Annotated in this window: 21 protein-coding genes, 1 tRNA gene and 1 riboswitch; of the genes, 15 read left to right on the top strand and 7 right to left on the bottom strand. The window is 67.3% G+C overall.

The window, feature by feature from the left end; all coding sequences use genetic code 11:
* Positions 1-147: 147 nt before the first annotated feature.
* Positions 148-675 carry a DUF4142 domain-containing protein gene (locus LQ953_RS01925; RefSeq protein ID WP_231028751.1) on the bottom strand — a complete coding sequence of 176 codons (528 nt, stop codon included), beginning with the start codon at positions 673-675 and terminating at the stop codon, positions 148-150.
* A gap of 171 nt (positions 676-846) precedes the next feature.
* Here LQ953_RS01925 and LQ953_RS01920 point away from each other — a divergent pair, with 171 nt between their 5' ends.
* A complete protein-coding gene (locus tag LQ953_RS01920) occupies positions 847-1866 on the top strand; it encodes an SDR family NAD(P)-dependent oxidoreductase (RefSeq protein ID WP_231028750.1) in 1020 nt (339 codons plus the stop codon).
* 213 nt (positions 1867-2079) lie between these two features.
* Here LQ953_RS01920 and LQ953_RS01915 read toward each other — a convergent pair whose 3' ends face one another.
* Positions 2080-4491: a DUF3772 domain-containing protein gene (locus LQ953_RS01915; protein WP_231028749.1), complete on the bottom strand. Its 2412-nt coding sequence runs from the start codon at positions 4489-4491 to the stop codon at positions 2080-2082.
* A gap of 202 nt (positions 4492-4693) precedes the next feature.
* Between LQ953_RS01915 and LQ953_RS01910 the strand changes: the two genes are divergently transcribed.
* The 10 genes from LQ953_RS01910 to LQ953_RS01865 all read left to right on the top strand — a co-directional run bounded on the left by LQ953_RS01910 (position 4694) and on the right by LQ953_RS01865 (position 17684).
* Entirely contained in the window at positions 4694-5593 is a 900-nt protein-coding gene (locus tag LQ953_RS01910) for a helix-turn-helix domain-containing protein (RefSeq protein ID WP_231028748.1), read from the top strand.
* Between the two features lie 228 nt (positions 5594-5821).
* On the top strand, positions 5822-6088 hold the full coding sequence (locus LQ953_RS01905) for a hypothetical protein (RefSeq protein WP_231028747.1): 267 nt from the start codon (positions 5822-5824) through the stop codon (positions 6086-6088).
* 82 nt (positions 6089-6170) lie between these two features.
* Positions 6171-7517, top strand: a complete 1347-nt coding sequence (locus LQ953_RS01900; RefSeq protein ID WP_231028746.1) for a hypothetical protein — start codon at positions 6171-6173, stop codon at positions 7515-7517.
* A 7-nt stretch (positions 7518-7524) separates the two neighbouring features.
* Entirely contained in the window at positions 7525-9354 is a 1830-nt protein-coding gene (locus LQ953_RS01895; RefSeq protein ID WP_231028745.1) for a type I secretion system permease/ATPase, read from the top strand.
* Positions 9351-10694, top strand: a complete 1344-nt coding sequence (locus LQ953_RS01890; protein ID WP_231028744.1) for an HlyD family type I secretion periplasmic adaptor subunit — start codon at positions 9351-9353, stop codon at positions 10692-10694. The genes LQ953_RS01895 and LQ953_RS01890 overlap by 4 nt, the downstream gene beginning before the upstream one ends.
* A 44-nt stretch (positions 10695-10738) precedes the next feature.
* The gene (locus LQ953_RS01885; protein ID WP_231028743.1) at positions 10739-11905 is read left to right on the top strand and encodes a hypothetical protein; all 1167 of its coding nucleotides are present in this window, start codon (positions 10739-10741) and stop codon (positions 11903-11905) included.
* Positions 11906-12119: 214 nt separating this feature from the next.
* A complete protein-coding gene (locus tag LQ953_RS01880; protein WP_231028742.1) occupies positions 12120-13745 on the top strand; it encodes a hypothetical protein in 1626 nt (541 codons plus the stop codon).
* A complete protein-coding gene (locus tag LQ953_RS01875) occupies positions 13727-15337 on the top strand; it encodes a Dyp-type peroxidase (RefSeq protein WP_231028741.1) in 1611 nt (536 codons plus the stop codon). The genes LQ953_RS01880 and LQ953_RS01875 overlap by 19 nt, the downstream gene beginning before the upstream one ends.
* On the top strand, positions 15334-16575 hold the full coding sequence (locus LQ953_RS01870; RefSeq protein WP_231028740.1) for a cytochrome P450: 1242 nt from the start codon (positions 15334-15336) through the stop codon (positions 16573-16575). The genes LQ953_RS01875 and LQ953_RS01870 overlap by 4 nt, the downstream gene beginning before the upstream one ends.
* Before the next feature lie 215 nt (positions 16576-16790).
* Complete coding sequence (locus tag LQ953_RS01865; RefSeq protein ID WP_231028739.1) at positions 16791-17684, top strand: ROK family protein; 894 nt, start codon at positions 16791-16793, stop codon at positions 17682-17684.
* Here LQ953_RS01865 and LQ953_RS01860 read toward each other — a convergent pair.
* Positions 17681-18304: a DNA-3-methyladenine glycosylase family protein gene (locus tag LQ953_RS01860; protein ID WP_231028738.1), complete on the bottom strand. Its 624-nt coding sequence runs from the start codon at positions 18302-18304 to the stop codon at positions 17681-17683. The two genes, LQ953_RS01865 and LQ953_RS01860, sit on opposite strands and share 4 nt — an antisense overlap.
* 63 nt (positions 18305-18367) lie before the next feature.
* On the opposite strand from LQ953_RS01860, the gene LQ953_RS01855 reads away from it, so the two are divergent.
* Positions 18368-18685: a 2Fe-2S iron-sulfur cluster-binding protein gene (locus tag LQ953_RS01855; RefSeq protein ID WP_231028737.1), complete on the top strand. Its 318-nt coding sequence runs from the start codon at positions 18368-18370 to the stop codon at positions 18683-18685.
* Positions 18686-18778: 93 nt separating this feature from the next.
* On the opposite strand, the gene rlmB is transcribed toward LQ953_RS01855, so the two are convergent.
* Both rlmB and LQ953_RS01845 read right to left on the bottom strand, forming a co-directional pair.
* Entirely contained in the window at positions 18779-19528 is a 750-nt protein-coding gene (gene rlmB, locus LQ953_RS01850; protein WP_231028736.1) for a 23S rRNA (guanosine(2251)-2'-O)-methyltransferase RlmB, read from the bottom strand.
* Complete coding sequence (locus LQ953_RS01845; RefSeq protein ID WP_231028735.1) at positions 19528-21141, bottom strand: M20/M25/M40 family metallo-hydrolase; 1614 nt, start codon at positions 21139-21141, stop codon at positions 19528-19530. The genes rlmB and LQ953_RS01845 overlap by 1 nt, the downstream gene beginning before the upstream one ends.
* 123 nt (positions 21142-21264) lie before the next feature.
* Here LQ953_RS01845 and LQ953_RS01840 point away from each other — a divergent pair.
* Positions 21265-21351, top strand: a tRNA-Tyr gene (locus tag LQ953_RS01840).
* Positions 21352-21439: 88 nt separating this feature from the next.
* Positions 21440-21551, top strand: a riboswitch (SAM-I-IV-variant riboswitch).
* 52 nt (positions 21552-21603) lie between these two features.
* Entirely contained in the window at positions 21604-22656 is a 1053-nt protein-coding gene (locus LQ953_RS01835; protein ID WP_231028734.1) for a threonine aldolase family protein, read from the top strand.
* A 66-nt stretch (positions 22657-22722) separates the two neighbouring features.
* Here LQ953_RS01835 and rdgB read toward each other — a convergent pair whose 3' ends face one another.
* Together rdgB and rph are read right to left on the bottom strand one after the other, a co-directional pair.
* On the bottom strand, positions 22723-23367 hold the full coding sequence (gene rdgB / locus LQ953_RS01830; RefSeq protein WP_231028733.1) for an RdgB/HAM1 family non-canonical purine NTP pyrophosphatase: 645 nt from the start codon (positions 23365-23367) through the stop codon (positions 22723-22725).
* Positions 23364-24077 carry a ribonuclease PH gene (gene rph, locus LQ953_RS01825; protein WP_231028732.1) on the bottom strand — a complete coding sequence of 238 codons (714 nt, stop codon included), beginning with the start codon at positions 24075-24077 and terminating at the stop codon, positions 23364-23366. Before rph ends, rdgB begins: the two co-directional genes overlap by 4 nt.
* Before the next feature lie 92 nt (positions 24078-24169).
* Between rph and LQ953_RS01820 the strand changes: the two genes are divergently transcribed.
* The coding region (locus LQ953_RS01820; RefSeq protein WP_231028731.1) for a DUF6438 domain-containing protein at positions 24170-24638 on the top strand (469 nt) is incomplete at its 3' end.

Raw genomic sequence — 24638 nt, 5'->3', positions numbered from 1 at the left:
CCTTCGCCGGGGAACTGGTTGCCGGTTGGCCGGCACGTGGAGAGCTGCTGCGACGCCTCCCTTTGGAATGGGCGCGCCCCACAAAAGAAGGGGCGGGCGCTGGGGTAGCGCCCGCCCTTCAGGTGGACCTGGGAGCCAGGAGAGGGCTCAGGCCGGGGAGAGGGTCTTGAGCTGGTCGATATGCTGCTGGATGATCGGCACGGCGGTGGTCGCGACCTGGCGCAGCGGTTCCTTGTCGCCGCGGCGCGAATAGGTCTGGTGCAGGGCGAGCGCCATGCGGTGCGCCGTGCGCTGCTGGTCGAGATACATGCGGTCGAAGTCGCGGCCCTGGGCGCCCTGGAGCTTGTCGAGCAGCGCGCGGTGCGGAGGCAGGAGGGCGGGCGGCGGCGGGGTCATGCCCGAAGCCTGGGCGGCCTGCGCCACCTGCTGCGTGGTGGTCGTGTGATGATCGATCATCATCTGGGCGAACTGTTTGATCGCCGGGCTCTGCGAACGCTCCAGCGCCAGACGCGAGGATTCGATTTCGTACATGTCGCTCGACGCGGCCATCGGCACGAACTGTGCGGCCTTGGTCGGGGTGCGGCTTGCCTGGGCTTCAGCGGCGGGGGTGTTGCCGATCGCCGGAGCGGCGATGGCGGCTACGAGCAGGCTGGAAGAAAGAAGAAGATGCTTCATTGGGGGACTCCATGCTTTCCACCGCCGAACGGCAACTTGAGCCCATGGTTCCGCTTCCTGATCTATGTTGGCGGTGACTTATCCCTTTCAAGAACAGCTGTCTTTTGCCCGGAACCTTCGATTTCGGCGGGGCTTGTGACGAGCAACCTCAACGCGGTGCGGAACATGACCATGCGCAAGCTTTTCCTGCTGTTCCTCCTGCTGCTTACGCCGGGGCTCTCCGCCTGTGCGGTGAACACCCATCTGGGCAAGCGCGACCTGCAACGGATCGCGGGCAAGACCTATGTCGTGACCGGCGCGTCGAGCGGGTTCGGGCGCGGGGTTGCGGAGATGCTGGGGCGCGAGCGGGCCAATGTGGTGCTCGCCGCCCGGCGCGCGAGCGTGCTGGAAGAGGTTGCGGCGGTGATCCGCGCCTCGGGCGGGCAGGCGCTGGTGATGCCGACCGACGTATCCGATCCGGCGCAGGTCGAGCGGCTGGCGCGTGAGACGGTGGCCCGGTTCGGGCGGATCGACGTGTGGATCAACGATGCGGCGGTCGGCACGATCGGCCGTTTCGAGGAGATCCCGATCGCGGACCATGCGCGCGCCGTCGACGTCAATTTGAAGGGCGTGATCTATGGCAGCCACCATGCGGTGCGCCAGTTCAAGGCGCAGGGGCAGGGCGTGCTGATCAATCTGGGCTCGATCGAGAGCCAGGTGCCGCTGGCTTATCATGCCAGCTATTCGGCCACGAAGGCGGGCATCTGGGCGCTGGGCCGTGCGATGAACGAGGAATTGCGCAAGGCCGGGTACAAGAAGCGTATCCAGGTGGTGACGATCATGCCCTGGGCGGCGGACACGCCATTCTGGCAGCACGCGGCCAATTACAGCGGGCACAAGGGACGTATGGCGGCGATGGACCCGCCGGAGAAGGTGGTGCAGGCGATCGTCTGGGCATCGCTCCACCCGCGCGAGGAAGTGCCGGTCGGCTGGAAGGCACAGGCGATTTCGACCTTCCACACGATTACGCCGGACCTGGTGGAGGCGGTGTCGGGAAACATCGTCCATGCCGAGCAGATGCGGAAGGCTTCGCCACAAGCGCCGGGGCCTGGATCCATGCACGCGCCGATGGCGGAGGGGACCAGCGTGGAGGGCGGTGTTCGCGCGCGGATGAAGGCTGAGGATGCGGCGCGGGAAGCTGAGCCTAAGTGAGAGGATAGGGCTGCTGATCGAGGGGCGGCGCTGAACCTTCAACCCGAACACTGTCCCGTAAAAGGAGAGGGCGAGTGTAACGCGGAAGCGTCCCCTCCCTGCAGGGAGGGGTAGGGGTGGGTGTAGCGGTGGCTGGGGCTCGATGCCCCGGACGGCGCTTTTCCTAGAGAGTCTTCTGGCGCGCAGACGCGCACCCACCCCAGCCCCTCCCTTTCAGGGAGGGGAATTGTTGTTGTTGGGCCCGGGAGTTGGCGCGAACGGCATGGGTTCGCCGGGGGCCAATGCCAGGCGCTGGGGGACGGTGCCGATGTCGATGTCTTCGTCGCGGAACTGCTTGAGGAGCGTGACGAAGATGTTGCTGCGGGCGCCATAGGCGTCGCGGGGCGAGCCGACATGGGCGAAGCAGTTGAACAGGATGCGGCCGTCGAGGATCGCGTCGACGAACGCCACCGGGGCGGGATCGTCGAGAACGGCGGGTTCGGCGGCGAAGGCATCGAGGACGATGCGGAGCACCCGCTCGACATCGGTGCCGAGCAGGACCGAGAACTGGATCTGGATGCGCCCGAGCGGGCTGGACAGCGTCTTGTTGAGCACCGACTTGGTGATGAGCTCCGAGTTCGGGACGATCAGGGTGGAGTGATCGGGAAGCGTGATCTCGGTCGAGCGGACGCTGATCCGCTTCACATCGCCTTCGTCCAGGCCGACGCGGATCCAGTCGCCGATCTTGATCGGGCGCTCGGCAAGCAGGATGAGGCCCGAGACGAAGTTGGAGGTGATCGCCTGAAGGCCAAAGCCGATGCCGACCGACAGCGCCGAGAGAAGCAGGGCGATCCGCTCGACGCCGATGCCGAGCGAGGCGAGCGCCCAGATGATCGCCAGGGCGATGCCGACATAGCGCGCGACCAGGCTGACCGAGTTGCGGCCCGAGCCGTCGAGATCGGTGGCGGGGAGATAGCGGCCCTCCAGCCAGCTCATGAAGGCGCGAACCAGCGCCAGGCCGACGAACAGGACCACCACCGCGCGCAGGATGGCGCCGGGGGAAATGGCGACGCCGGCGATCTCGATACCCTGAACGAAGGTGCCGAGGCGACCGAACAGGCTGCCCAAGCCGCCGCCGCCGCCGAACGGGAACATCAGCAGGCTCAGGCCGACCAGCACCAGCGCAAGGCGCAGCACGCCGGATAGCAGCACGCCGAACTGGTCGACCACGCTGCCGCGCAGGCCGATGCCGCGGATCATGGCGTTGCCCAGGCGGCTGTCGCGCTTGAACAAGGTGGTGGCCATGTCGTCCGCGCCGCCCATCAGCAGGTAGAGGGCGGCGGCCAGGATCACCATCCAGATGACCAGCCGGGCGACAAACAGGCTGAGGCCGATATAACCCAGCAGCAGCGAGATGACCGCCACTGCGATCAACGCCCAGGCCACCAGCGTGACGATGCCGAGCCCGGCGCTGGTGGAAAGGCTGCTGGCGTCCTCGCGGCCGGCACGTTCGGCACGCAGGCGGCCGAGCAGGAACAGGAACGCGCCGATCAGCAGGATGTGGAGCGAGGCCTCGAGCGCCTGGGTAGCGGTGACCGCTGCGCGGCTGGCGCCGACGCTGGCGTTGAAGGACTCGATCAGGATGCTGGCGAAGGTAAGGCCGGCGAGCAGCCAGGAGAGCGGGCGAACGCGGTCGGCGGTTATGTCGGCGATCGGGGCGACGCGCCAGGAAGGCTGCTGGCGCATGAGTACTGCGCCGGCGAGCGCGGCGGTGAACGCGCTGAAGCCGGTGGCGTAGACCAGCCCGTCGAGCAGGCCGGCCCATCGCTCGGGAAACAATCCGGCCCAGCGGAAGCCCTGGACCAGGAATACGGCGCCCAGCAGCGGCATCACCGTGCCGACGAGCACCCGCCAGAGCGCATAGGCCGAGCGGCGCACGCGGTGGCCGGGGGCGCTGCCGATCAGGTAACGCTGGCCGAACTGGCGGCTGAGGACGCGCAAGGGGAAGAGGAACAGGACGGCGAGCAGACCGCCGAGCAGCGCCTGCCAGGGCAGCCCGCCATCGCGCTGGCTGCGTATCTGTGCCGCGCCCTGCGACAGGAACAGGTCGATACGGCGCAGGTCGCGCGGCACGGCCGCCAGCACTGCGCGCCAGAACGCCGGGGTGAGGGGCGAGGCGGCCTGGGCGGAGAGGCGCTCGTTGAGCTGCTCGGTCTCGCTGCGCTGCATTTCGTCGAGCAGTTGCTGCGCCTCGACATCGATCAGCCGGCCGCGCTTTACGGCGGCATCGAGTGCGCCGCGTTCCTGCGCCAGGCTGGCGCGCTCGCGCTGGATCTCGGGGGCTTCGGTGGTGCCCGCGGCCACCGGGCCAAGGCCCTCGACCCGAGCATCGACCAGTGCGAGCTGTTCCTCCAACTTACCCGCCGACGCGCGGGCAGCCTGTTGGGCGGCCACCGCTTTTGCGCGCAGGGCGGAACGCTCGTCATTCTCGACACGCTGGTCGAGCGCACGGTCGACGGCGCGCAGATCGGTCTCGGCCTGAGTAATCTGGTTGGAGAGTGCGGCGACCGGCGTGGTCTGGGCGCGGGTGCCGACCGGCGCGGTGAGCAGAAGCAGCGCGAGGGTCAGGCGGAACAAGCTGGTCATGCCGCCGAGGTTGCCGCTTCGGCGCAGGTCCGCAAGCCCCAAAGCGGCCAGGCCGTGGCGGATGTGCCGTTGTTTGCGCCTGTGCCAATTTGGGAAGCATGCGGAGCATCCTTGCGTGCGACGAAGCGTTTGGCGGGCAGAAACAGGGAGAGGATCGATCGCTAAGGATGCGCGCCCGCCGGCAACGGCGACCCAACCCGCTTTGCCTGTCGACGTGCTGATCACGCCACTCCCCGGAACGCTGGACGGGGCGGTCGACCGGCTTGCGCTGTGTGAACTGCATTCGGACGTGCCGTTCGACGATGACGGCACCGCCAGCATCACCTTGCACTGCGTGCTGTCGGGCAAGGTGCGGGCCGTGGTCGACGGCCTGCCGGCGCAGACGCTGCCCAAGGGGTGCGCGATGCTGCTGCCCACTGGCAAGGCCTTGCGGCTGGTTGCCGAGCGGAGCCGTGGCGCTCGCGCGCGAACGCCGGTGCGGGTGCTGATCGGCAATGTAAGCCTGACTGCGAGCGTGGCGCTGGGGCTTGGCGACGCACTGCGGCGGCCATTGCTGCACGACCTGCACGCCGCGCCGGGTGCCGAGGCGCTTCTGACGACGCTGGAAGCCGAGCTGGACCAGCCGGGAACGGGAACGGTGCTGATCGCGTCGGCGCTGATGAAGCTGTTCCTGGTGCAGGCGGCACGCAAGCTGGCGCAGGGCGAGGCGCATAGCGACCCGCGGGTGGCGCGCGTGATCGGCGCTGTGCTGACCGACCCGGGCGCGGCGCACAGCATAACGTCGCTCGCCGGGCTGGTCGGGATGAGCCGCGCAACCTTTATCCGCCATTTCATGCGCGCGACGGGGATGAACCCGATGCAGTTCGTCGCCAAGGCGCGGCTCGATCATGCGGCAGAGTTGCTGCGCTCCACCAGTCTGCCAGTAAAAAGCGTTGCCGCGCGGATCGGGTATCTGAACCGCAGCCATTTTTCGCGCGCGTTCCGGCGGGCGCATGGGATGGATCCCAGCCAGTTCCGCGCCGCGCAGGGCGGCGAGATCCCTGCGGGAACGATGGAAGAAGCTGATAAAGCGGCATTTCCCCGTGCCCGCTCTGATCAATAGGGTGCGCAAAAGTCTCAGACGCCACATGGGTTATGGTTGATGATGCGTGAAACTGCGGTGGAAATCCGCGGTTGTTGACGAACCGGAACAGAATGCCCGTGTGGTCGAATGCGACGCTGGCGGAAGATGCGGGAAAATACACTGGAACGTATGGCGCGGTTTGCTGGTTTTATCATCGCGTTCCAGAGAGCGCGGAAGTAAACCGCAGTATCATCTAGGAGAAGTTCAATGGGTCCCCTCAGCGATATCTTCAGCAGCGACGACAGCTCTTCGAGCGATACCTCGAGCAACAGCAGCGATTTCATGGGCGATCTGACCAGCACGATTGGTCTGGATGCTTCTTCTTCGACCGACAGCTATTCGGCTGACGAAGACGGCAATGTCGAAGCGAACTCGACCGACAACTCGTTTGGTCTCGACACCAGCACCGACGGTCTGCTCAGCAGCGTGACCGACAGCTTCTCGTCTTCCAACGACTCGACCTCGGATCAGTAATCCGGCGCGCAAGTCGACAAAAAGGGGCGGGTCGATCAACGGCCCGCCCTTTTCGTTCCGGCAAGGGAGGCGGTAGGTTCACGTGGCTGACAATCCGATCCTGTTCAATCCGGACAACCGTCTGCTTGGAAGCTCCACAGGCGATCTGAGCCTGTATGGCGGACAGAGCGACGATGGTTTCGTAGTGCGCGAGGCGCGCAGCGACGACGCGGTAGCCGGTGCGACACCTGCGAGCACTTCCGGCGGCGGCGCACCAGCCGCGACTGGTGCCGCGACAGCGGCGCCGTATGGGACGCCTGTTGATGCAGTATCGAGCGACACTGCGCTCTCCGACGCGGGTGCTCCTGCATCCTTCCTGATTTCTTCGCCGGCAACCGCATTCCAGGCCCCTGCGCCGGTCACCTCGCAGCAGAGTGACGCTCCCGCGCCGTTTACGCCGGCAGGCCTGTCGGGCGACGGCGTGCCGCAGCCCAGCGGCAGCGGGTCGACCGCGCCGCAGCCGCCGCTGGGAAGCGATGCGCCGGCTGCGCCCATGACGGGTGGTCCTGATGGGGCGGCGCAACTTGCCGGCGACATGGTCTCAAGCGTCATCGCCCCGACATTGGACGGGACGCAAACGTTGATCGAGGGGCTGGTGCAGGCACCGGCAGCAATCGTCGGCGGGGTCGTTGGAGCAGCGCCCGCGCTGGTCGATAGCGTGGCGCAGGCGGCGCCGGCGCTGGTCGACCAGGCACTGGTTCCGGCGCTGGATACCGCGACCAACCTGGTCGAAGGTGTGGCGCAGGTGCCGGCTGCCGTCACGGTGGCGGCAGTAACGCCAGCGCTGGATGGTGCCGCGGCGCTGGTCGACACGGTCGGACAGGCGCCCGGCGCCGTGACCGATGCCGTCGTCGATCCCGCGCTCGATACCGTCGGGGCAGTGGCGGACACGCTGGTGCCCGCGCCCGTTACAGATGCGCTGGTCGCGCCGGCGATCGATCTGGTCGGAGAGGTGGCGGGTGGCGTTGCCCAGGCGATCGACACCGTGGCCGGCGATGTCGTTGCCCCGGCGGTGAGCGCAACCGCTGAACCCTTAGAAGCGCTGGCAGGCGCACCGGCCGCGATCGCGCAGGGTGTGGTGTCGCCGATCGCCGATACCACAGGTGACGCTGTGTCCGCGACCGTCGGCGCAGTGAGCGATACGCTGGAGGGCCTTGCCGGGAGCGATCCTGAGGGCGGGGTGGCGACGCTGGTGAGCCTGGTCTCCGTCACCGACATGTTCGACCTCCATGCCGTCGAGGCTCCGGTGCCGGAACCGGCAAGCGATCCGGGATTTGGAACGCTGGACCTGCTCGCGGCGGACGATTCCGACAGCAGCCTGCTTGGCGGGCATCATGACGACACCAGCGGGTCCGATGGCGGATCCGACCATCATCCGTTCGGTCTGTGAGGCGCGTATGAAGTCAGAACCGACCACGCCGGCTGAAGCGCAGGAATACAAGGAGCGGCTGGATGATGCCGCCGCCGAAGTCATCGCACTCGATAGTGCGATGCGCTCGGCCGAGCTGAAGCAGGGCGACGAGTTCGCCTCTGCTCTGGGTCAGTGCAAGAAGCTGTTGATCGCCGCGGGTATCTTCTCGGGCGGCGTGAACCTGTTGTTCCTCGCTTCGCCCATCTACCTCATCCAGATCTATCAGCGGGTGATCCCGAGCGGCAGCGTGACCACGCTGATCGCGTTGAGCTTTGCCCTGTTGCTGGCGCTCGGCACCATGGCGGTGTTCGACGCAGTGCGTGCGCGCATCCTGATCCGTGCCGCGGCCCGGCTGGACCGCATCCTGGCGCACCGCGTGTTCCAGGCGACGATCGATGGCGCGCCCAAGGCCGGCGCGGCGATGCGCAATGCCCAGACGCTGCGCGATCTGGACGCGTTCCGATCTGCGCTGGCGGGGCAGGGCGCGCAGTTCTTCTTCGACGTGCCGTGGATGCCGCTGTTCCTGCTGGTGCTGTTCATCATCCATCCGCTGCTGGGCGGCGTGGCGATTGCCGGCGCGCTGATGCTGATGGCGATGGCGTTCTGGAACGACCGGGCGACGCGCGAGAGTTCCAAGATCGCCAGCGAAGCGGCCAACCGCAGCTACCTGTTCACCGACGCGGTGGCGCGCCATGCCGGACCCGTGCGCGGCATGGGCATGGCCGACCGGCTTGCGGTGCGCTGGCACGTCGACCGCGACACGATGATGCGGCGTCAGGCCGAGGGCAGCGACCGCAACGCCGACTTCGCATCTTCCATCCGCTTCCTTCGGCTGGTGCTGCAAAGCTCGATGATCGGAATCGGCGGCTATCTGGTGATCGAGGGATCGATGCTGCCCGCCAGCATCTTTGCCGCGAACATGCTGCTCGGGCGCGCGCTCGCTCCGCTCGAAGTGGCGGTGTCGGGCTGGCGGACCATTGCCAACGCCGTGCAGGCGGGCCGGCGCGTGCAGAAGGCGCTGCAACTCACGCCGCCGCCAGCGACGCGGATGAAGCTGCCGGACCGCGACGTGGATATTTCGATCCGCGACATGTTCTATGTGCCCCCAGGCTCCAAGCGGCCGTCGCTCAAGAACATCAATCTGGAGATCGTCGCAGGCGAGGCGATCGGCATCGTCGGCCCTTCGGGTGCAGGCAAGTCGTGCCTCGCGCACCTGATGGTCACCGCGACCGACCCGACGCAGGGCAAGGTGTTGCTTGGGGGCGTAGAAGGGCGGCATTGGACCGCCGAGAACCTGTCGCGCTATGTCGGCTACCTGTCGCAGACCGTGGGGCTGTTCCCCGGCACGATCCGTGAGAACATTGCCCGATTCACCGATGCGCCCGACGACGAAGTGATCAAGGCGGCGCAGCGCGCGAACGTCCACGACATGATCATGGCGCTTCCCGAAGGCTATGAGACCGAGCTGGGTGCCGGCGGCGGCGGCTTGTCGGGCGGGCAGCGCCAGCGGATCGGGCTGGCGCGGGCGATGTTCGGATCGCCGCGACTGCTGGTGCTCGACGAGCCCAACGCGCACCTGGACGCCGAGGGTGAGGAAGCGCTCGCCGCCGCGCTCCAGACGCTGAAGGACGAAGGCTCGACCATCGTGCTGATCGCGCACCGCCTGAACCCGATCGCGCATGTCGATCGCGTCATCGTGCTCAACAATGGCGAGCTGCAACTCGATGGGCCGCGGGCGCGGGTGTTCCGCAAGGTGCGTACCGAGATCGTCCGATCCGTCTCGCGCGAACCGGTGGTGGAGGTGACCGAACCATGAAGCTGGAATTCCCCCATTTCGGTGGACCGAGCGGCGCATCGCTGCCCTTGCCCCGCCGGCTGATCGAGCGCCGCATGCGGCGGCTGGACGTGCGGCCGCTCGACGATGCGGGGCGCGCGATCCGTTTTGGTCTGATCGGCGCGGCGGTGTTCCTGGGGCTGTTCCTGCTGTTTGCCGCCTTCGTGCCGATTTCGGGCGCGGCGGTGGCGAATGGCGAGGTGTCGGTCAGCGGGTCGAAGGTGCTGATCCAGCCTGCCTCTTCGGGCCTGGTCGGCGAGATGCTGGTTCATGAAGGGCAGATGGTGAAGGCGGGGCAACCGCTGGCCCGGCTGAACGGCGTCAAGTCGGGCGCGCAGCTGAAGCAGGCGCAGGCGCGGCGTGATGCGCTGCGCGCGACCGAGGCGCGGCTGCTGGCCGAGCGCGACGGCAGGGCAGTGCTGACGTTTCCGCCGGACCTGACGGCGCGGTGGAACGATCCGGCGGTGCGCGACGCGATGATCGCGCAGCGGGCGATCTTCGACAAGCACCGTTCGCTGTTGAGCGCGGACCAGGACATTTCCACCTCGCGAGTGGCCTCGGCACGGGCGCGAGCGGCGGCGTCGGCACAGCAGCTGGCGCTGATCCAGGACGAACTGGGCGATTATCGCATGCTGTTCGCCAAGGGCTTTGCGCGCAAGACCACGATCCGGTCGCTCGAGCGCAACGAGGCGCAGTTGAAGGCCGATGTGGCGGCAAGCGAGGCGGCGGTGCGTGAGGCTGAGCTGAGCCTGCGCAAGACCACCGACGGGCAGCAGATGAGCACCGTTTCGGAACTGAAGTCGGTGCAGGATCAGCTGGCCCAGGTGAGCCCGCAGCTGGACGTCACGCGTTATTATGCCGATCTCGACGTCATGCGCGCGCCAGTCGACGGGCGTGTCTCGGGCGTTGCCGATGTCGGGCCGGGCCAGGTGATCAGCGGCGGCAAGACGCTGATGGAGATCGTGCCGAACGGCCGGGCGATGATCGTCGACGTGCAGATCGCGCCCGACGATATCGACGATGTGCGGCTGGGCCAGGAAGCCACCGTGCGCTTTTCCACCGTCAATCCCCATGGGCAGAGCACGTTCAAGGGGCGGGTGGTCACGTTGTCCCCCGCGCGGGTCGACGGCGGGAGCGGCGGCGCGGGCTATTACAAGGCGCAGATCGCGCTCAACGACCCTTCGATCCTGCGTCAGGCGGGAGTGGAGTTGCAGCCCGGCATTCCGGCGAGCGTCAACATCAAGACGCATGACCGCACGCTGCTGGACTATCTCTTCTCCCCGTTCAGCGACGCGATGAGCAAGAGCTTCCGCGAGGAATGAGCCGCCAGGCGCCCCGTGGAGAGCATGTACAAGGAGCATGAGCAATGGCTGAATACGCTGAACCAACCGCCGCCGAGGCCCCGCAGCCGATGGGCGGGCCCGGGAACGCCGAAGGAACCATGAGCGCCAGCACGCTGGAGGGCAGCCCCCAGCCTGCCGCGCCAGAAGCGCCGGCCGCGGCGACGCCAGCTTCCGGAGCCCCGATCGCGCCGGTGGAGCCCGTGCCGCAATCGGCCGCGGAACCTGCCCAGCCTGCGTCGAACGACGTGACGAGCACGTCGTCGGATAGCAGCGCGCAGGATTTGAGCTTCGACACCGGCACAAGCTACAATCTGAGCGAGCAGGGAAGCTCGATCACGACGGGGGGTGAGCCGGGTGGGTACGAGCAGACCATCGGCAGCTCGGACAATGGCGTGATGGGCGACAGCTATGCCGATGGCACGCTGAACAGCCAGTCCAGTTCAAACGATACCGAGTTTGCCGATGGCAGCAGCGTGAGCACGGATTCCGCTTCGTTCACCGGCGGCCTGGATGTCGGCGCGATGTTCGGTGCGGCGATGAACAATGCCAACGCGACCACCGGCGACGAAGGCGGCAGCACCAGCAGCGACTCCGGCGCGCTGGTTGGCGCGTTTGAGGCGGCTGCGCTGGTGAACGGCGAGACCAGCTCGACCGACATCGAGAATGCCGATGGGAGCAGCAGCAGTTCGGACAGCGGCTCGCTGTCGACCGAGCTTGGCCTGAACGGGCTGCTGGGCGGCACCGGCAGTTCGATCGAGAGCAATGACGATGGCGACAGCAGCAGCGAGTCCGGATCGCTGCTCGGCACGCTGGACTCGGTCGCGGGGCTGACGATCGAGGGCACGCAGAACACGAGCGAGAGTGCGGATGGCGAGACGTCGAATTCGTCGGAGCTGACGATCGATCTGGACACCTTCCTGGAGGGTGACGCGCAGAGCGAATACCATGCTTCCGAGACTGGAAGCGACGGGTCGAGTTCGAGCTATGACCAGGTGAACAGTGCCGGGTTCGACGTGGAGAACGATCTAGGCGGGTCGCAGTCTGACAGCAGCTATGAAGACGAAGATGCGGCGCTGATCAACGTGGACCTGAGCGGTGATGGCGCGTTGCTGGGGCTGAACAGCGATGCGGATTCGCTGCTGAGCGTCGACACCGGATTGGACTCGTTCGACCATGGCGGCTTTGGTTGAGTGTCCGATAGAGGCCCGAGAAGAAGGTCCATATTGCCCCGGCCTAGTGCCGGGGCTTTTGTTAAGTCGTTGATCGAATTGAATTGGTGCAACTAGAAGGTCCCGTTTTGGATGCGGTTCGTCCGGAGCGTGATTTTGTACTGTTCTTGTAGGATTTCGCGTGAGACAGTTCGCTTGATCCGGTTGGTGGGGGCCAGCCGTCAGGGGGAACATCATGCGGCAGACGACGCTGTCCGTGGCGCTCGAGGTGAAGCCCGAGAGCTATGACCATTTATCGAGCCTGCTCGACGCACTGCGCGACCGGCGCAGCACCGATCCGTCGGGCGGGGTGGGGCCGTTCGCCGACTTCCTGACGCGGGTGCCGGCGCTGCACTTCCTGTCGTTGAGCGTGTTTCCGGGGTTCGATTACGATCCGTTGTTCGTGATCGAGGCCAATTTCGATGGCGAGCGAGGCCCGTTCTGGGCGCAGCTGGAAGCGGCGATCGGAGAGGATCTGCGGGTGATGCTGCGGTGCTGCAAGCAGCCGCTGACGCGCGACGGGGAGCTGTACCGGGCCGTCACCGAGCCCGGCTCGCGCGCGCCGATTGCACCCTATCTGGAAGCGCGGTCGCTGACGCCGAGCGTGTACCACCATGGCAATCGCGGCATGGCGCGCGACCGCATCCTGAGCGAAGCGGCGCTGTTCAAGGCGACGCGGGTGGAGCTTGCCGGCAAGCCAGGCGCTGGGCCGAACCCGTATCGGCGCATGACCCCGAGCGCGATCCACGCGCTGCTGCGCGCGGCGCTGTTGCCGCATTTCGGCTGGCTGGGCGACAAGGCGCCGCCGCGTATCACTACTGCGGAGAATGTCGGCGACTGGGCGCGGCTGACCGGGTTCGTGCTGGCGCTGGTGTTCGCGCTGTCGCTGCCCGGGCTGATCCTGATCTTCGAGATGCCCTGGCCCCGCTACCTGATCCTGATGGCGGTGCTGTTCGCAGGATTTGCGATGGCGCTGAAGCGGATCGGCGTTGCGCTGCCGGGCACGGCGACGCCGACGCGGTTCAGTTTCCTGACGCTGTTCTTCAAGCAATTGCTGCCGCTCGCGCTGTTCCTGCTGGTCTACCTGATCGTGGTGGGCGCGATCGGCACGCCGGTGTCGATGCTGCTGACCGGGCGCGCGGCGATGGACGCGTGGCGCGGGATGTTGGAGTGGCTGGCCTGGGGGCTGGTGAGCCTGCCGGTTACGGTGGCTGGACTGGTGTTCTGGCTGCGCGTGCTGGAGCGCAGCGATTCGTCGCAGGACGCGCCGCCGGTGGACGACAGGATGCTGCGTGAGATGGCGCGGCGCGAGGACTGGATCCCGCAGAATCACATGGGCTCCATCGTGCTGATCAAGCCGGGCATCCTGCGCGCGGTGCTGATCCGCGTCGGCCATCTGGGGCTGGGGCTGTTGCTGCGGATCATCGCGCGCAGCGGCTATCTGGGATCAATGCGCACCATCCATTTCGCGCACTGGGCCCGGGTCAACAATGGCAGCCGGCTGATGTTCTTTTCCAACTTCGACCAGACCTGGGAAAGCTATCTCGATGACTTCATCGAGAAGGCGCATGCTGGGCTGACGCTCGCCTGGAGCTGTGGCGTCGGCTTTCCGCCCACGCGCTTCCTGGTCAAGGACGGGGCGAGCCATGGCAGCCAGTTCAAGCAATGGGCGCGGCATTCGATGACGGTCAGCCGCTTCTGGTATTCGGCGTACAAGGATCTGACCGCCGACCAGATCGAGCGCAATTACCGCATCGCGCTGGGGCTGCGGAAACCGACCCTGACCGACAAGGAGGCCGCGCTATGGATCGAGGACCTGTGAGCAGCGCGCCGGGCGCGAAGGGGCCGCCGAGCTGGAAGCTGGCGCCGCCGTATGACGCGGATACGCAAGGCATGGTGGTGAGCGGCTTTGCCACGCTGCCCACGGGCCGCGCGCTGTTCCTCGCGTTCGGATGGGACGGTGCGCTGCGCGACAAGGGTGGAGCGTGGCTGGCGGCACTGCAGGGCGTGGCGCCGATCACCGATGCCGATGGCAAGGACCCGCGATCGGCGGCGATCGGCCTTACCTGGGAAGGGCTCCGGAAAATGGGGCTGGGCGCGAATACGCTCGCCTCGTTCGACCGGCCGTTCAAGGAAGGCATGTTCCAGGAGGACCGGCTGCGCCGGCTGGGCGATCGGCGCGAAGGCAAGTGGCTGGAGACGGTGATCCCGGGTGGTCCCAAGTGGAGCGGCAACACGCCGCTGGATGCCGCGACGATCGGCGATGACGCGCACGCGTTCGACGAGGATGGTCCCGCGCCCGCTGAGCAGCGGGTCACGACGCCGGTGACCGTCCACGCGCTGTTGTTGCTGTACGAGGCGGACGAGGCGAGCGCCGACGCGTGGTGCGCGGCGGTGAGCGAGACGTTGGCGCCGCACGGCGTGCGCGTGGTGCACCGACTGCCGCTGGAGCTGCGGCTGGATGAACGCGGGATCGCGCGCGAGCATTTCGGCTTTGCCGATGGTGTGTCGCAGCCCCAGCCCTTTGAGGCCGGTGTGGTCACGATGGGCGGGGCGGATGCGCCCAACGATCCGTGGAACGGCGTGCCATTGGGCGAGATCCTGATGGGCCACAAGAACGGCCATAACGAAGTCGCCGCGGGGCCGGTGGTGCCCGATGGCGATGCTGCGCGCAGCGCTGGGCTGAAGCCGCATCCGCGCGGCGAAGGGTTTTTCGACCTTGGGCTGAACGGCAGCTACATGGTGGTGCGCGAGCTGAAGCAGGATGTCGCCGCCTTTTGGCAATCGATGCGCGCCAATGCCGCGCGGATCACGCAGGATGACCCCGAACATAGTGCGCAGATTGATCAGGACTGGATCGCATCGCGGGTGGTGGGGCGCGACCGCGACGGCAATCTGCTGTGCCCCGCGGGCACGCTGCCGCCCAACCGTTACGACCAGCCCGACAACGAATTCGGCTTCTGGGACCGCGACCGATTGGGGCAGGGGTGCCCGCTGGGCAGCCATGTGCGGCGGGGCAATCCGCGCGACGGGCTGGCGCCGACGCCTGCCGACAAGCAGACGCTGCTCGACGCGTCCAAGAACCACCGCATCCTGCGCCGGGCGCGCAAGTTCGGGCCGACCATTGCCGACCCGACCGTGGACGATGGCGTCGACCGCGGGCTGCTGTTCATCTGCCTCAACACCGACATCACGCGCCAGTTCGAGTTCGTGCAGCAGACCTGGGTGCTCAATCCCAATTTTGCGACGCTGTACGACGAAGTCGATCCGCTGATCGGGCCCAAGGGCCAGCTGACCATTCCCGAGACGCCGTTGCGGCGGATCGTGGAGGTCGAAACCTTTGTGCAGATGGCGGGCGGGGAATATTTCTTTCTGCCGAGCATGCCGGCGCTGCGATATCTGGAGGCGCTGTGAATCCGCTGACCTCGACCGACGTGCTGCGGCCTGGGCCCAGGGGGATCAAGCGGTGGCTGGGGCAGATGGTGTTTTCGGCCATGCCTTATGCGTTCGCGTTCCTGCGGCGGTGGAAGCCGGTGGCGAGGGTCGGGGGCATGGTGCTGACGTCGCGCCATGACGATGTGCGCGAGGTGTTCCTGAATGATGCGCTGTTTGGGGTGACCTATGGCCCCAAGCTGGACGTGATCATGGGCGGCGAGCCGTTCTTCCTGGGGATGGGGAACACGCCGCAATACCGGCATGATGTCGCGGCGCTCCGGAAAGTGGTGTTGCCGGGTGACCTGCCGGCGCTTGCCGCGCGGGTGGAGCGGCGGGCGGGCGAGGTCGTGCAGGCAAGTGGCGGGCGGATCGACGTGGTCGACACGCTGGTGCGGCAAGTCACGTTCGAGGTGCTGAGCGATTATCTGGGTGTGCCATGGCCGGCGGGTGGCGACCTGCGCGTGTGGGCGACGCGGCTGTTCGAGTTCCAGTTCGCCGACCAGGGGAATGATCCTGCGCTCCGCGCGGAGGTGGAGGTGATCGCCCCGGCGCTGCGCGCGCATATCGATGCGCAGATCGCGCTGCGGAAGGTGGCGCCGGGCAAGGACGATGTGCTGTCGCGCGCGCTGGCGATGCAGGCGGCGGGAGAGAGCGGCTTTGGCGATGTCGAGATCCGCACCGCGCTGATGGGGATGATCGTTGGCGGGCCGCCGCAGCCGCCGATGGTGGTGCCCCAGGCGATGGAGCAGCTGTTGCGACGCCCGCAAGCGCTTGCGGGGGCGCAGGCGGCGGCGCTGGCCGGTGATGACGCGCTGCTGCGGGCCTATGTGCTGGAGGGGATGCGGTTCGATCCGCTGGCGCCGGGGCTGCCGCGCGTGGCGCTGGCCGATGGGGTGATCGCGCGGGGGACGGCGCATGAAGCGCGCGTGAAGGCGGGGGAGACGGTGCTTGCCGCCTTCGCCTCGGCGATGATGGACCCGCGGCGGGTGGCTGATCCGAGGCAGTTCGATGTGCGGCGGCCGCCGAGTGACTACATCCATTTCGGCTATGGGCTGCACCAGTGCTTCGGGCTGCACATCAACCTGGCGACGCTGCACCTGATGCTGAAGCCGCTGCTGTGCCAGCCGGGGCTGCGACGGGCGGCGGGGCGTGCGGGGCGGTTGCGCAAGAACGGCGCGTTCGCGGAGCGGCTGGTGGTGGCGTTCGATCGGAGCTGAGGGTCTTGATCCTCCCCCGGAGGGGGAGGGGGACCAGCGCAGCTGGTGGAGGGGTACTAGCCGCGAGCAATGTCTCATGAGGAGAATACCCCACCGTCACGCTGCGCGTGCCACCTCCCCCTCCGGGGGAGGATCTTGAAGCCGGTGCGTGCTCCTTCGAAGCTACGGTAGCGCAACCAGTGGCGTTTGGCGGAAGCTTGGGCTAGCCGGGCGCCATGACGACTGCTCCGCTGATCGCCGGCCTGGAACTGGGTGGCACCAAATGCATCGCGCTTCTGGCCACCGGGCCCGAGGATGTTCGCAAAACCCGCACGATCCCGACCGGATCGGACCCCGCGACGACGCTGGCGGCGATCGAGGCGGTGCTGGACGGCTGGCAGTTCGACGCGATCGGGATTGGCAGCTTCGGGCCGGTGCAGCTGGATCCGGCGGCGCTCGATTTCGGATCGATCACCGCGACGACCAAGCCGGGCTGGACGGGCACCGACCTGGTGCAGCGGCTGCGCGCGCGTTACGCCAAGCCGCTGGCGATCCAGACCGATGTGAACGGCGCGGCGATCGCCGAAGCGCGCTGGGGCGCGTCGCAGGGGCTGCATACCCACGCCTATATCACCATCGGCACCGGCGTGGGCGTCGGGCTGGTGGTGGACGGCAAGCCGGTGCAGGGGGTGACCCATGCCGAGGCCGGGCATATGCGCGTGCCGCGCGCGGCGGGCGACAGCTTTGCGGGCTGGTGCCGCTTCCATGGCGATTGCGTCGAGGGGCTGATTTCGGGGCCGGCGCTGGCCGAGCGGTTCGGCTGTCCCGGGCAGGAATTGCCGCAGGACGGGCCGCAATGGGATCTGTTCGTGCACGACCTGACCGGGCTGCTCCACAATCTGGTGATGGGCTATGCGCCTGAGCGGATCGCGATCGGCGGCGGGGTAATCGCGGCGCGCGAGCACCTGTTTGAGCGGCTGCGAACGCGGCTTGCCGAGAGCCTGGGCGGCTATGGCTCGATCGCGAGCTATGCCGGCGAGCTCGACCGGCGGCTGGGCGCGCCGGGGCTGGGGACGATGGCCGGGCCGCTGGGCGCGATCGCGATGGGGCTGGAGGCGCTGGGCGCCTAGATCACGTCCATGTCGGTCTTGTAATGGTGCCAGGCGAAGATCGCCGCGGCGCCGCGATGGGGGCGCCAGGGTTCGGCCCAGCTGCGCAGGAGCTTTTCCGAGGGGCGCTCGGGATAGCCGAGGATGCGGGCGATCTCGATTTGGACGGCGAGGTCGCCGGCCGGCCAGACGTCCGGGCGTCCCTCGGCGAAGAGCAGGTAGATTTCCGCCGACCAGCGGCCGATGCCCTTGATGTGGGTGAGCGCGGCGATGGCTTCTTCATCGTCTTCGGGCAGGTTGTGGAGGTCGAGACGGCCGGTGGTGACTTCCTCGGCCAGGCTGCGGGCGTAGCTGGCCTTTTGCCGCGAGAGGCCCGCGGCGCGCAGGGTTTCGTCCGAAGCGTTTGCGACGGTGGCGGGATCGGTGAGGTCGCCTAGAGCGGCGGCAAGCTTGTTCCAGATCGAGGCTGCGGCGGCGACGCTGACCTGCTGGCCGACGATGGTGCGCAACAGGGTTTCGTAGCCGCGATCACGGATGCGCGGGGCGGGGTAGCCGGCGCGCTTGAGCGCGGCGGCGAAGCCGGGCTCGATCTGCGCCAATGCATCGATCGACGCCTTCAGCTGTTCGGCACTCAAACCCATCCGAGCGATCCTTGCAGTGCGCGTGGTTCGGCGGCATGGACGCGGCCGACAAAGGAGATTGCCATGCCGAAGCTTACCGTCGTGACCAGGAATGGGGAAGAACGCACGGTCACGGGCGATGCGGGCCTCAGCGTGATGGAAGTGATTCGCGACAATGGCTTTGACGAGTTGCTGGCGATTTGTGGCGGCTGCTGCAGCTGCGCCACTTGCCACGTCCATGTCGACCCGGAATTTGAGGCCAAACTGCCGCCGATCAGCGAGGACGAGAACGACCTGCTGGATAGCGCACTGACGCGGGACGAATATTCCCGGCTGTCGTGCCAGATCCCGTTCGGCGATGCGCTGGACGGGCTGCGCGTGCGGATCGCCGAAGAGGATTGATCCGCGGGTTTGATGGCCGCGGCGGCATCACGCCGCCGCGAACATCGCGAAACTGGGCCCCGGCCTGCGCCGGGGAACTGTTAGTGCTTTTAGTTACCCTCGCGCGGTGACGGCGTAGAGGGCGACCGCGGCGGCGTTGGAGACGTTCAGGCTTTCGACCTTGGACGAGATCGGCAGCTTTGCGAGCTGGTCGCAATGCGCCTCGGTGTTCTGGCGCATGCCTTCACCCTCGGCCCCTAACACCAGCGCGATCTTGGCCGCGTTGCCGATCACTTGCGCGAGCGTGCCATCGGCATGGCCGGTCAGGCCGATGCGCCAATAGCCGGCCTCGCTGATTTCATCGAGCGCGCGGGCCAAGTTGACCACGCGCACCCAGGGCACGGTTTCCAGCGTGCCCGAGGCCGAACGCGCGAGCGAGCCCGATTCAGGCGGCGCATGCCGGTCCTGGGTGATGATGCCGAGCGCGTCGAACGCCGCGGCCGAACGCAGGATCGCGCCGACATTGTGCGGATCGGTGACCTGATCGAGCACGATCAGCGGACGGTTGTCGTCCTTGCCCTGTTCCAGCAGGTCGCCCAGCCAGATCTCCTCCAGCGGATCGACTTCGGCGACGAGCCCCTGATGCGGGGCATCGTTGGGCACCAGCCTGCCAAGATCGGCGGCATCGGCATAGGTGACCGGGATTTCGGGCGGCAGCACGATCTCGCCCAGCGCCTCGTGCGTGCCCCAGAGCTTTCGCACCTTGCGTTCGGGATTGTCGAGCGCGGCATAGACCGCGTGACGCCCGTAGAAACGCGGGCGTGACGGGGCGGCCTTGCTCGGGCGGTGTCCTTTGCGTGCCATCAGTCGAGATCATCCGGATCGGGGTAAGCGAACGGGTTGGTAACGCCCGGTTGGCTGGGGAAGGGAACGCGCGCCAGCGGCTTTTCGGCATTGGCGGCCTGGAGCAGGAACGCGGCCAGGATCACCGAGGCCTGACGCATGTCGGCAGGCTTCAGATGGTCGAACGTGTCGGCGCTGGTGTGGTGCAGGCGGCTGCCATAATCCAGCGGGTCCTGGATGAACTGGAAGGCCGGGATGCCGACGCCGGAGAAGAACATGTGGTCGGTGCCGCCGGTGTTGCGCATCGCCACGGTGGTCGCGCCCATCGAGGCGAAAGGCGCCAGCCAGTCGCGCAGCGTCGGCACGGCCGCGACATTGTTCTCCGAATAGATGCCGCGGATCTTGCCCGAGCCATTGTCGAGATTGAAGTAGGCGGCCAGCTTGGCGTGGCCAGGCTTGGGGACGATTGGCCAGCGATCGGCCCAGCCATAGAAGCGGGCGAGGCCGGTGGTCGGTGCGCCCGGCTTTGGCTGACGCGTGGCGATATGCTGTTCGACATAGGCCATCGAGCCGAGCAGGCCCTGCTCCTCGCCCGACCAGAGCGCGAAGCGGATCGTGCGGCGCGGCTTCACGCCCATGCTCTGGAGGATGCGTGCAGCCTCCATTACCATTGCGCTGCCCGCGACATTGTCGACCGCGCCGTCGCCGGCCGTCCAGCTGTCGAGATGCGCGCCGGCCATGACATAGGCGCCGCTGGGATCGGTGCCGGGGATGTCGGCGATGATGTTGTACGCTTTGGTATCGGCATCCTCGAAATGAACGACGCTTTCGAGTTCGACCACCGGGGCGGGGCCGCTCTTGGCGAGGCGGGCGAGGCGGCGGTAATCCTCAGCGGCGAATTCGAAGCCGGGGACCTGCTGAGTCTCACCCACGCCGAACAGATAGCCGCTGCCATGCAGCAGCTTTCCGTCGCGCGGGCTCATGGTGACATAGGCCACGGCGCCCTCGGCCTTGAGGAAGCTGTCGAGCTTTTTGGAATAATCGAGGCGCTTGAGGCGGCGGTCGGCGGCTTCCGGATCGTAATTGGGCTGCTGATACACGTCGAGCTTGGCGAGATCGTCGCCGCTCAGCCGCCGGAAGGGCGCTTCGCCCGGCTCGGAGCCGTCATTGGGCAAAGTCACCAGCACGATCTTGCCGGCGAGCTGGCCGCGGTAGCGTGCGAAATGATCCTCATCGCTCATTGGGGCGACCACGATCGGCGCGCTGATCTTGCCGGGCGTGCCCGGGGTCCAGGTGATCGCCATGCCGGTAAGATCGATCGGGCGCGGGCTGATCATGCGCGCGCTCTGGCGCTCGGCCCACCAGCCGCGGCCGAACTCGAACCCTTCCTTGTGCGCGTTCTTCAGGCCCCAGGCGCGGAACCGCGACAGGGTATAGTCCTCGGCGGCGCGCATGCCCGGCGAGTTGGTGAGGCGCGATCCGATGCGGTCGGTCATGTGCTGGGACGTCACCATGACTTCCGAGCGGTTCATGCCTTCATCGATGATGCGGGCGATTTCGGCCCGGTCGACCTGCTGGGCGGCAAGCGGCGTGGCGATAAGGGCGACGGCGGCGAGAGCGAGTGCTTTGCGCATTGATGGCCTTGGACGGAGAAAAGGATGCCCGCGACGCTATGCGGCAAGGAAGCATGACGCAAGGCGTTGACAGGGGCGGTTCGCTTCGGCATTGGGCCCCCTCGCTCGACGCGGCGCCTGTTTGGACAGGTGGCCGAGTGGTTAAAGGCAGCAGACTGTAAATCTGCCCGGGTTTCCCGTACGCTGGTTCGAATCCAGCCCTGTCCACCACCGCCGCGTCGAGCGGAAATCTCCTTCCTCCAGGTTGCTGATGCTGCGGTGCAGCGGGTTGCGTGGCCGGCCGCGTCGCGTTATCGGGGCTGCGCATCAAGAGTCGGGCCGACGCCTGGCACCAACCTGCTCCCGAGCAAGGTGGTGCCTCTGCTGACAAGCGGGGGGATGTGGCCGGACCGGCAACCATCGGGTTCCAAGCCACGCGTCGTTCCGTCTCCTGGTGCCTGAACCAGTGAAGAGGCAGTGCGCGTGACCGATCAAGCTCAACAATTCGCCAGCGACAATTATGCCGGGATCTGCCCCGAAGCGTGGGATGCGATGGCGCAGGCGAATGCGGGTTCGGCGACGGCTTATGGCGAGGATGGGTGGACGCAGCGGGCGTCGGACGCATTCCGGACGCTGTTCGAGACGCGGTGCGAGGTGTTCTTCGCGTTCAACGGGACTGCTGCCAACTCGCTGGCGCTGGCGTCGCTGGGGCAGTCCTATCACAGCGTGATCTGTTCCTCCTCGGCGCATGTCGAGACCGACGAGTGCGGCGCGCCCGAGTTCTTTTCCAACGGGTCCAAGCTGCTGGTGGCGCAGACCGCCGGCGGCAAGCTGACGCCCGAGGCGGTGCGCGGACTGGCGACGAGCCGGTCGGACATCCATTTTCCCAAGCCGCGGGTAGTGACGATCACCCAACCTACCGAGACCGGGCAGGTCTACAGCGTCGCCGAGGTGCGCGCGCTGTCGGCGACGTGCCGCGAACTGGGGCTGCGGCTGCACATGGATGGCGCACGGTTCGCGCATGCCTGCGCGACCTTGGGTTGTTCGCCGGCCGAAATCACCTGGAAGGCCGGGGTCGACGTGCTGTGTTTCGGCGGCACCAAGAACGGCATGGCGGTGGGCGAGGCGGTGCTGTTCTTCGACGCCGCGCTGGCCGAAGATTTCGATTATCGCTGCAAGCAGGCCGGGCAGCTGGCGTCCAAGATGCGATTCCTGTCGGCGCCCTGGGTCGGGCTGCTCGAGAGCGGCGCGTGGCTGCGCAATGCCGAGCATGGTAATGACTGCGCACAGCGGGTCGCGAAGGCGGTGGCCGGGCTGCCGGGGATCGAACTGATGTTCCCGGTGGAGGCCAATGCGGTGTTCCTGCGCGCGCCTGAGCCGGTGCTGGAGGCGCTGCGGGCGCGGGGGTGGCGATTCTACACCTTCATCGGCGGGGGCGCGCGGTTCATGTTCGCTTGGGACGCGGATGTGGCGCGGGTGGACGCCTTGGCTCGTGATGTGCGGGAGGCGGCGCTGGCGGAGTTGGTGGGGGCTTGAGTTTCCTTCCGTCACCCGGCTCAAGGCCGGGATGACAAAGGGAGTATATTGATCGCCTGGCTTGGCTCAGAATACCGCGGCGACGAGTTGGCGGAACGCGTCGGCGCGGTGGCTCATGGCGTGCTTGGTCTCCGGGTCCATTTCGCCGAAGGTTTCGTCCTTGCCGTTGGCGACGAACATCGGGTCGTAGCCGAAGCCCTTGTCCCCACGCGGGGGCCAGACGAGCGTGCCGTCGACGCGGCCTTCGAACCACTCGACATGGCCATCGGGCCAGGCGAGCGCGAGGGCGCAGATGAAGTGGGCTGCGCGGCTAGTTTCGGGTGGGAGTGCCGCCAGGCGATCCTCGACCTTTCGCATGGCGAGGCCGAAGTCCTTGCCCTCGCCGCCCCAGCGGGCGGAGAAGATGCCGGGTTCATTGTTCAGCGCCTCGACGCACAAGCCGCTGTCGTCGGAGAGCGCGGGCAGGCCCGACAGGTCGGCGGCCTGGAGCGCCTTCAGCTCGGCATTGGCGACGAAGGTGGTGCCGGTTTCCTCGGGCTCCGGCAGGTCGAGCTCGGCCGCGGAGACCGGCTCGATGCCATAGGGGCCGAGCAGCGCGCGGATTTCACGCACCTTGCCGGGATTGTGGCTGGCGATCACCAGCTTTCCCGGCTGGAGCTTGCGGATGGCCTGGGGGGCGTCGCCGCCCACCCCTTCGTTCGGTCCGGTCATTGTACCGCCTTCAACTGCGCGGCGAAGATCTGGTTGCAGCCGATGCGGGCCAGGCGGAGCAGGCGGAGCAGGCCTTCCTCGTCGTACGTCGCGCCCTCGGCGGTGGCCTGCGCCTCGGCGATCTTGCCGTCGGAGAGCAGGACGAAGTTGGCGTCGGCGTCGGCGTTCGAATCCTCGTCATAGTCGAGGTCGAGGACGGGATTGCCCTGGAAGATGCCGCAGCTGACGGCGGCGACCTGTTGCGTGATCGGGTCCGCGGTCAGCTTGCCCTCGGCCATCAGCTTGTTGACGGCGAGGCGCAGCGCGACCCAGGCGCCCGAGATCGCCGCGGTGCGGGTGCCGCCATCGGCCTGGAGTACGTCGCAATCCAGCGTGATCTGGCGCTCGCCGAGCAGCTTGAGGTCGGTGACGGCGCGCAAGGAGCGGCCGATCAGGCGCTGGATCTCCTGGGTGCGGCCCGACTGCTTGCCCTTGGCCGCTTCGCGCGCGCCGCGGGTGTGGGTGGCGCGGGGGAGCATGCCATATTCGGCGGTGACCCAGCCTTCGCCCTTGCCGCGCAGCCAAGGCGGAATGCGTTCCTCGATGCTGGCGGTGACCAGCACGCGGGTGTCGCCGAAGCCGATCAGCACCGACCCTTCGGCATGGCGCGTGAAGCTGGGTTCGAGCGTGATCGCACGCATTTCGTCGGGGGCGCGGCCGGATGGGCGCATCGGTTCATTCTCCTGCAAACTTGGTCGCGCCAAGTAGACCGTGCGGGGGGAACGCGCCAGTGGCGGCGCGTGATCCGGACAAGGGAGCCGTTATGGGCAGGCAGTGGATGGCAATGGGCGCAGCGGCGCTGGTGCTGGCAGGGTGCGCGGGCGAGGGTGCGCGGCCGGGCGGGACGCCGGTGGCGATCGAAGCCGATTCGATCCGGCTGGAGACTTCGCCCTGTTTCGGCGCGTGCCCGGTCTATGCGGTGACGGTGAGGCCGGACGGGACCGGGGTGTTCGAGGGCAAGCGCTTCACTGCCGTTACGGGTGAGCGGCGGTTCACGCTGAGCCGCGCCCAATATGATGCGTTCGCGGGTGCGCTGGCGGCGTATCGGCCTGAGAACGGAGAGGTGCGCTATGCGCCGGGCGAGGCGAATTGCGTGCATGCGCCTACGGATATGCCGAGTACGCAGGTGACGTGGACGCGGGCGATCGGGGATAGCCAGGGGATATCCTTCTATCATGGCTGCCGGAACGACAATCCGGGGCTGGCGCAGGCGCTGCGGGACGCGCCGGGGA

Source organism: Sphingomonas sp. IC-56 (genome assembly GCF_021043375.1).
Classification (GTDB): Bacteria; Pseudomonadota; Alphaproteobacteria; order Sphingomonadales; family Sphingomonadaceae; genus Sphingomonas.
This window is presented reverse-complemented; position numbering and strand designations above follow the sequence as displayed.